This is a genomic window from Pseudomonas cyclaminis, from assembly GCF_015163715.1.
GTDB lineage: Bacteria > Pseudomonadota > Gammaproteobacteria > Pseudomonadales > Pseudomonadaceae > Aquipseudomonas > Aquipseudomonas cyclaminis.
The window spans coordinates 66,507-73,885 of record NZ_JADDUM010000188.1 but is presented as its reverse complement, the minus strand read 5'-3'; the positions used below and the strand labels follow the sequence as shown (position 1 = coordinate 73,885).

The 7,379-nt window shown below is 62.5% G+C and carries 6 protein-coding genes; all 6 read left to right on the top strand.

The annotated features are described in order from the left end of the window. Positions 1-811 (top strand): response regulator (locus IQK56_RS22150; RefSeq protein ID WP_193901830.1); only part of this gene is annotated, 811 nt, incomplete at its 5' end. After that, a complete protein-coding gene (gene pvrR / locus IQK56_RS22145; RefSeq protein ID WP_122306662.1) occupies positions 798-1,985 on the top strand; it encodes a response regulator cyclic di-GMP phosphodiesterase PvrR in 1,188 nt (395 codons plus the stop codon). The genes IQK56_RS22150 and pvrR, both read left to right, overlap by 14 nt. Before the next feature lie 83 nt (positions 1,986-2,068). After that, complete coding sequence (locus IQK56_RS22140; protein ID WP_193863619.1) at positions 2,069-5,212, top strand: hybrid sensor histidine kinase/response regulator; 3,144 nt, start codon at positions 2,069-2,071, stop codon at positions 5,210-5,212. A 23-nt stretch (positions 5,213-5,235) separates the two neighbouring features. Beyond that, a complete protein-coding gene (locus IQK56_RS22135) occupies positions 5,236-5,883 on the top strand; it encodes a response regulator (protein ID WP_122306660.1) in 648 nt (215 codons plus the stop codon). An 85-nt stretch (positions 5,884-5,968) separates the two neighbouring features. Continuing rightward, positions 5,969-6,550 carry a fimbrial protein gene (locus IQK56_RS22130; RefSeq protein ID WP_193863620.1) on the top strand — a complete coding sequence of 194 codons (582 nt, stop codon included), beginning with the start codon at positions 5,969-5,971 and terminating at the stop codon, positions 6,548-6,550. A 72-nt stretch (positions 6,551-6,622) separates the two neighbouring features. After that, positions 6,623-7,372 (top strand): fimbrial biogenesis chaperone, encoded by a 750-nt coding sequence (locus IQK56_RS22125; RefSeq protein ID WP_193863621.1) that lies wholly within the window; start codon positions 6,623-6,625, stop codon positions 7,370-7,372. Positions 7,373-7,379 lie beyond the last annotated feature (7 nt).

The window sequence follows — 7,379 nt, the reverse complement described above, 5'->3', positions numbered from 1 at the left end:
GCCGGGCCTGGGCAGCAGTTTTTCCCTGAGCGTGCCGCTGGAGCAACTGTGCAGCAACGCGTTGTCAGACGGCCCGCCGACGTTGGCGGCAGACGCTGTGTATGTAGTCTCGCCCATCCGTGAACTGGCCCACAGTCTCAGCGGCTGGCTGCGCCGCTGGGGCGCCCGCCCGCAGATCGGTGCGCCCGCCGGCAGGGAGCCGGGTGTGCTGCTCGAACTGCATCAGGGCGCCGTCGAACCCTGGCTGGGCGCGCCGTGGTACGGGCCACGGGTACTCGCCAGCGGCGACGGCCCCCACGAACCGCAACTTACCGAGCAGGGCTGGAAGGTCAACCTGAACGACCTGCGCGCCATCCAACAGGCCGTTCGCCAAGCCCAGGGCGGGCAGCCGGCCCTGCCCCAGGCAGCCGCCGAACAGCGCGAACTACGCCCCTTGCACCTGCATATCCTGGTGGCCGAAGACAACGTGATCAACCAACTGATCCTGCGCGACCAGCTCGAAGAACTGGGCTGCACCGTGGTGCTCTCCAGCGACGGTGAAGAAGCCCTGGCGCAGTGGCAGGACGGCGCGTTCGATGTCGTGCTGACTGACGTCAACATGCCAAGGCTCAATGGCTACGAACTGGCCGAAGCCTTGCGAAACCGGGGCTGCACCGACCCGATCATCGGTGCCACCGCCAACGCCCTGCGCGGTGAGGACGCCCTGTGCCTGGCCGCCGGCATGAACCACTGTCTGGTCAAACCTTTTACGCTGCGAGCCTTGTCCACTGCCCTGGCTCCCTACCAACGAGTCGCTCATGAAGCCCTGTAGCATTTTGATTGTCGAAGACCACCCCTTCCAGCACCTGTACTTGCAAAACCTGTTCAACGCGTTGGGTGACTTCGACCTGGAGTACGCCAGGGACGGCGAAACCGCGCTGGCCTGCCTGAAACGGCGCGACTTCGACCTGGTGCTCACTGACCTGCTGATGCCCGGCATGGACGGCGTGCAATTTATCCAGGGCCTCGCCGCGCAACCTTCGCGCCCCGCGCTGGCAATCATGAGCGCAGCGTCGCGGCGCATGCTGATGGGCGCCAGCCTGGTGGCGAGCAACCTGCAAGTGACGGTTATCGGGCTGATCTCCAAACCGGTGAACGCTGCCGCCCTGCGCTGCCTGATCGAGCAATTGCACGCATTACGCCAGAGCGAACCGGCGCAAACCCAGCCTGGTTTCAACCGCAGAAGCCTGCTGCACGCCCTCGACCATGGCGAACTGCACGCCTGGTTCCAGCCCAAGAAAGCCTTGGAGAATGGCCGCATTGTCGCCGCAGAAGCCCTGGTGCGCTGGATTCATCCCGAGCACGGCACGCTGTTGCCCGGCGCGTTCCTGCCGGCGCTGATCGCTTGCGACCTCGAAGAATGCCTGCTGTGGCGCATGCTGGAACAATCCATCCTCGCCCAGGCCGCCTGGCGCCAACAGGGCTATGACATTCCGGTGTCGATCAACCTGCCCACTCACCTGCTCAACAGCCACGACCTGCCCGACCGGATCCTCGATTTTGTGCTGGCCCACCAAGGCTTGCCCGCGCGAATCTGCTTCGAGTTGATGGAGTGCTCGGTGCCCGATGACATCAGCAATTTCTACGCCGGTGCCTGCCGCCTGCGGATCAAGGGGTTTGGCCTGTCCCAGGATGATTTCGGCAAGGGCTACAGCTCGTACATGAACCTGGTGTCGGCACCGTTCACCGAAGTGAAGATCGACCGTGCGCTGGTGCAAGGCTGCAACGCCAACGAAGAATTGGCCCAGGCGCTGACCAGTATTGTCAGCCTCGGACGCCAATTGGGCCTGGTGGTCGTGGCTGAAGGTGTGGAAACTGCGCAAGAACTTGCGCTGTTGCGTAAGATCGACTGCACTCAGGTCCAGGGTTTCCTGATCTCCCACGCCGTGTCTTCGGATCAGTTCCAGCAATTGCTGACCCATGATGGGCCGGCGAACGTTTATTGACCCGCACAAGGATGTGGCCGAACGTCATTCGCTACAGGGGTCATTGTGTCCAAAGGCTGCTCCACCATCGTCCAGGCACCGTAATGCAACATCCCAACGCCTTCCTGGAGAAACTGGCCAGCAGCTCACTGCGCCTGAACAAGGGCTTGCTGGTGCTCGGCGCCCTGGCGCTGTTGCTGCTGGGCATCAGCTACCTGGGGATACAGCGCATGCTCGACGAACAGCGCGACACCCTGCAATTTCACTTCGCCCGGCTGATGGAGAATATCCACGAGCAGGAAATGTTCCTGCGTGACATCTCGCGGGAAAGTCTCAAAGGCACGCTGAACCCGGCGGCCCTGCTACCGCCCGTGGTGCAAAAGGCGCTGCCGCAAGAAGGCCCGAATGTCTATGAGGGCCGTGGCCTGCCGTTTTCCCTGCAGTACAGCGTGAAGATCAACCCGGACAAGATCGCCACCGGCCAATACCCCAAGGTCTTCGCGCTGGGCACTTACCTCGCTGCCTACTACAGCGCGTTCTGGGCGGCGTCGCACTATCAGTCGCCCCAAGTGATCCTGCTCAATGGCCCCGACACGTTCGACGTGACCGTGCCCGCTACCGGGCGCTTGCGCGGCGCGGGCCAGATCCCGGTGGGGGCATTTGCCGAGGTGATGACTGAGGTCGACGAGCACCTGCGCGTACAGAACACCTCGCAGCCGGATCATCAGGTGCATTGGGCGGCGTACCCTGCGGATCAGGCCGCTCCGACCTTGCTGGCCTACGTTGATATCAACCTGGCCGGGACGGCGTTGAGTATCGAGGGGGCGAATACCTGGGTGGTGGTGGGCTCGCTGCTGAACCTGTCCCAGGTCAATAACATTGAGCGCTTGATGCAGTGGTCGATCTACGACGACTTCACCTTGGTAACCCCGGCAGGCGCGGTGTTGACCGGAGCCTTGAAGCCCGGCCAGGCGCTGGATGAAGGGGTGAATTTCAACCGCGACGGCCTGGTGTTCAAACTGACCAGCACCGGTGGGCAGCACTGGACGGCGATCTACGTCATCAGCCTGCGCAGCTTCCTGAACTACGCGCTGTGGCCCTTGCTGTGCCTGATCGCGCTGGTCCTCGCGGTGCTTGGGTGCGGCCGTGCGATCAACCGCTGGTACAGCGCCCGGGTCATCCTGCCCGCCCAACGTGCCCATGCCAGCATTGCCGAAAGCGAGGCGTTCAGTCGTGCGGTGATCGACACCGCGCCGACCGGCCTGTGCGTGATTCGCCGCCGCGACCACCACGTGCTCCTGCAAAACCAGCGGGCTCAGGCCTGGCACGACACGACCCCGTTGACGGGTCTGCTCAAGTCCTCTTCCGAGCCGGGGCACGCCGACCTGGAACTCGACGGGCGCCACCTGCACGTCGCCTTTGTGCCCACCCGCTATCAAGGCCAGGATGCCTGGCTCTGCGCGCTGCATGACGTGACCCGGCATATCGAGGACGCCGCCGCCCTGGAAGAAGCGCGCCGGGCCGCCGACTCGGCAAACCAGGCCAAGAGCCGTTTTCTCGCCACCATGAGCCATGAAATCCGTACGCCGTTGTATGGCGTGCTGGGCACCCTGGAACTGCTCGGCCTGACCGCCCTCGCCCCGCGTCAGCAGGATTACCTGCAGACCATCCAACGCTCCTCCGCCACCCTGTTCCAATTGATCAGCGATGTGCTGGACGTGTCGAAAATCGAGGCCGGGCAAATGACCCTCGAACAGCAGGACTTCTGCCCCCTGACCCTGACCGAAGACGTCGTGCGCACCTACAGCGCCTTTGCCCGCTCCAAGGGGTTGCAGCTGTATGCCTGCATCGATGCCACGCTGCCCGAGCGGTTGCGCGGCGACCCGCAGCGCATTCGCCAGATTCTCAACAACCTGCTGAGCAACGCGATCAAGTTCACCGACAATGGCCGCGTAGTGCTGCGGGTACGGGTGCTGGAAGACGCACGGGTGCAGTGGCAAATCAGCGACTCGGGCGTGGGGATTTCCCAGGCGCAGCAACAGCAGTTGTTCGACCCGTTCTACCAGGCCAATGACGCCACCAGCCAGGGCGGTGCGGGGCTGGGCCTGGCGATCTGCAAATGGCTGTGCGAGTTGATGCACGGTCAACTCAAGGTGGTCAGCGAGCCTGGGCTCGGCAGCAGTTTCACGCTGGAGCTGGCGCTGGAGTCGGTGCCCGGCAGCCTGGCCGATTGCCCCACCTTTACACACGAGGTGCCTACGGTTTATGTCCGTGCACAGGTCGCCGAGCAGGCGCAGCATCTGATCGATTGGCTCAACCGCCTCGGCCTCGACAGCCGCCCGTTCACGACCGAGACGCCCGCACAGGCGTTGCGGGTGGATCTGTCCTTGCGGACCACTGAGGCACAGGGGCCGGCCCCGCACATCATTGCCACACCGGGCGGGCCCAACCCGCCGCAATTGCAAGGTGCCGACTGGGCCGTTGACGCCGACGATGTTCGCGCCATTGCCTGGGCGGTTTACCTGGCGCACCACGGCCAGAGCGCAGGCCACCTTCCCTCACCTGGGGAAAAATCCCGCGAGCTGAACCTGAAGGTGCTGGTGGCGGAAGACAACGTGATCAACGCGGCGATCATCAAGGAGCAACTGGAAGCCTTGGGTTGCTCGGTCATCCTCGCCGCCAATGGCGAACAAGCCCTGATGCAGTGGGCACCGGGGCGCTTTGACCTGGTGCTGACCGACGTGAACATGCCGGTGATGAACGGCTACCAACTGGCCGAAGCCCTGCGCCAGCAGGATAAAACGCTGCCGATCATCGGGGTCACCGCCAACGCCCTGCGCGAGGAAGGCGAACGCTGCGCGGAGGTCGGCATGAATGCGTGGATGGTCAAGCCACTGAACCTGGCCATGTTGCGCGCCGAGCTTGAGCAGCATTGCGAAATCGCCCTGCCCGCCACCGCCGCCCCCTCCTTGCAGCTGTCGCCGAAAATGCGCGAGCTGTTTGTCACGACCCTGCGCCAGGATGTCCTCGTCACCTTGGCAGCGCTGGCCAACGCCGACGCCAATCGGGTCGCGCAACACTTGCACAGCATGGCCGGCGCCTTGGGCGCGGTGCAGGCCGGCGAGATGGCGACCGCGTTAGTCGCGTTGGAATGTCGCCTGACCGGCATGGCCGTCACGCCCGCACTGGCAGCAGAGGTGCGAGAGCAGTTGGCACGCTTGAATGCACTCATCGAAGCCCTTGAATAATTTCACACTGGAAAATCACACTCATGGAAACCCTCAACGTAGTCATTGCCGATGATCACCCCATCGTACTGGTGGGGGTGCGAGAGCTGATCGAGCGCGACGAACGCTTTCGCGTGGTCGGCGAGGCCGTGTGCCCCAGCGAACTGGTCAGCCTGCTGGAGTCGCGGCCGGTGGACCTGGTGATCACCGATTTCAATATGCCCGGCGACTCCCCCTACGGTGATGGCCTCAAGCTGGTGGAGTACCTGACACGGCGCTTTCCCAACGTGCGTGTGCTGGTGCTCACCATGATCTCCAATCCCTTGATCCTCACGCGCCTGCAAGAGCTTGGCGTGCTGGCGGTGATTCAGAAAAACCAGCTGCATGACGAGATCCAGGCCGCGCTCAAGGCCATCGCGCGCGGCAATCCGATTCGCAACAGTGTCACGCCGCCGACGTCGGTGATGGAGTCCGGCATTGATCTGGACGAACGCTTTACGCGACTGTCGCCCAAGGAACATGAAATTTTGCGTTTATTTGTCTCTGGGCAAAGTGTCAACGAGATTGCACGCGGGTTAAATAGAAGTGCCAAAACTATCAGCACTCAAAAAGTAGCGGCCATGCGCAAACTTGAAGTCAGTAGCGACCAAGACTTATTGGCTTATTGCATCGAACGCAACTTGTTCAACTAGCCCGTTCTTCTAAGGATCGTCTGATTTATCCCCCAGGCGCGCCGCTATATCGTGTTGCTTCACAACCAACAACGGTATTACTCACATGAAAACGTTTTCCCAGACACTGCTCGCGCTGTCCATTGTTGTCGCCGCCGGTCACGCCGTGGCCGCCCCTACCCTGGCGGGTGGCGGCACCCTCAGCTTCACCGGCACTGTCAACGTCGATGCCTGCTCCGCCAGCGCCGGTGGGGTGAATAAGAACATCTCCGTGGACATGGGCAACATCTCGGTCAAGGACATGGGCACCGTGGCCGCGCCGAAAAGCAACGGCACCCTGAGTGCACAAGACTTCGACATGAAGATCAACTGCAACACCGGCGCCAAAGTGGCGATGATCTTTGACCCTACCAAAAATGGCGGCTCGGGCATCGCCCCCGGTGGCAAGGTCCTCAAGCTGATCGACGGCCTGGGCGCCGCCAAGAACGTCGGCATCGCCCTGCTTGACGCCAATGGCACGCTGATCGATCTGAGCTCGCCGACCACCGCAATCATCCAAAGCCCTCTGCAAGGCGGCAACACCTCGCTGAAATTCTCGGCCGTGTATGTCACCACCGCCACTGACCTCACCACCGTGGTTGCCGGCCGCGCCGACGCCACCCTGCCGTTCACCCTGCAATACGAATAACCCGAGCGAACGCTCAGGCACTGTGCGGAGCCGACCGGCCCCGCACTCTCATTCAAATGCACGGTAGCCCTTATGTTTTATCGTCATGCTTTATCCCTGTGCACAGGCCTGCTGGGACTGTTGCTGGTCACCCCGGCCACGGCCGGCATTTCACTGAGCGGTACACGCCTGGTCTTCGACGGCTCGCACAAGGAGGCCGGGATCACCGTGCGTAACAGTGGTGACGACGTGCTGATCCAGTCCTGGATCGACACCGATGCCGACGACGCCACCGCCGCGCCCTTTGCTGTCACGCCGCCACTGGTGCGGGTCAGTGGCGAAGAACAGCAACTGCTGCGGGTGATCTACGAAGGCGCTGGCATGCCGACCGATCGCGAATCGGTGGTGTGGCTCAATGTGCAGGAAATCCCCCAGGCGTCGAAGACCCCGAATACCTTGCAACTGGCCGTGCGCCAGCGCATCAAGGTGTTCTTCCGTCCTGCGGGCCTGAAAAACAACGCGTATCTGGCCCCCGCCGAGTTGTCGTGGCGACTGGTCGAGCGCGGCGCAAAAAGCGTGCTGGTGGTGAGTAACCCCGGCCTCTATCACGTATCGATGGCTGACATCACCGTGCAATCCGGCGCAGTCAGTGAACAGCCGTTTGATTCGACGATGATCGCGCCGGGTGAACAAAAAGAGTTCAGGCTAAAGAACATAACGCCGACTCCTGCGCCGCGCTTGTCATTCAGCAGCATTAATGACTATGGCGCTCGCAACCGGTATACGGCGCAACTTTCCAACTCGGCCGACACCCAAGCGAGTTTGATCAAAGAGTCTCCTTAGTTAGCCC

Excerpts from the sequence above, each read along its gene's own strand:
- IQK56_RS22140 (WP_193863619.1), top strand. The coding sequence starts at position 2,069 with ATGCAACATCCCAACGCCTTCCTGGAGAAACTGGCCAGCAGCTCACTG.
- IQK56_RS22135 (WP_122306660.1), top strand. The coding sequence starts at position 5,236 with ATGGAAACCCTCAACGTAGTCATTGCCGATGATCACCCCATCGTACTG.
- IQK56_RS22130 (WP_193863620.1), top strand. The coding sequence starts at position 5,969 with ATGAAAACGTTTTCCCAGACACTGCTCGCGCTGTCCATTGTTGTCGCC.
- pvrR (WP_122306662.1), top strand. The coding sequence starts at position 798 with ATGAAGCCCTGTAGCATTTTGATTGTCGAAGACCACCCCTTCCAGCAC.
- IQK56_RS22125 (WP_193863621.1), top strand. The coding sequence starts at position 6,623 with ATGTTTTATCGTCATGCTTTATCCCTGTGCACAGGCCTGCTGGGACTG.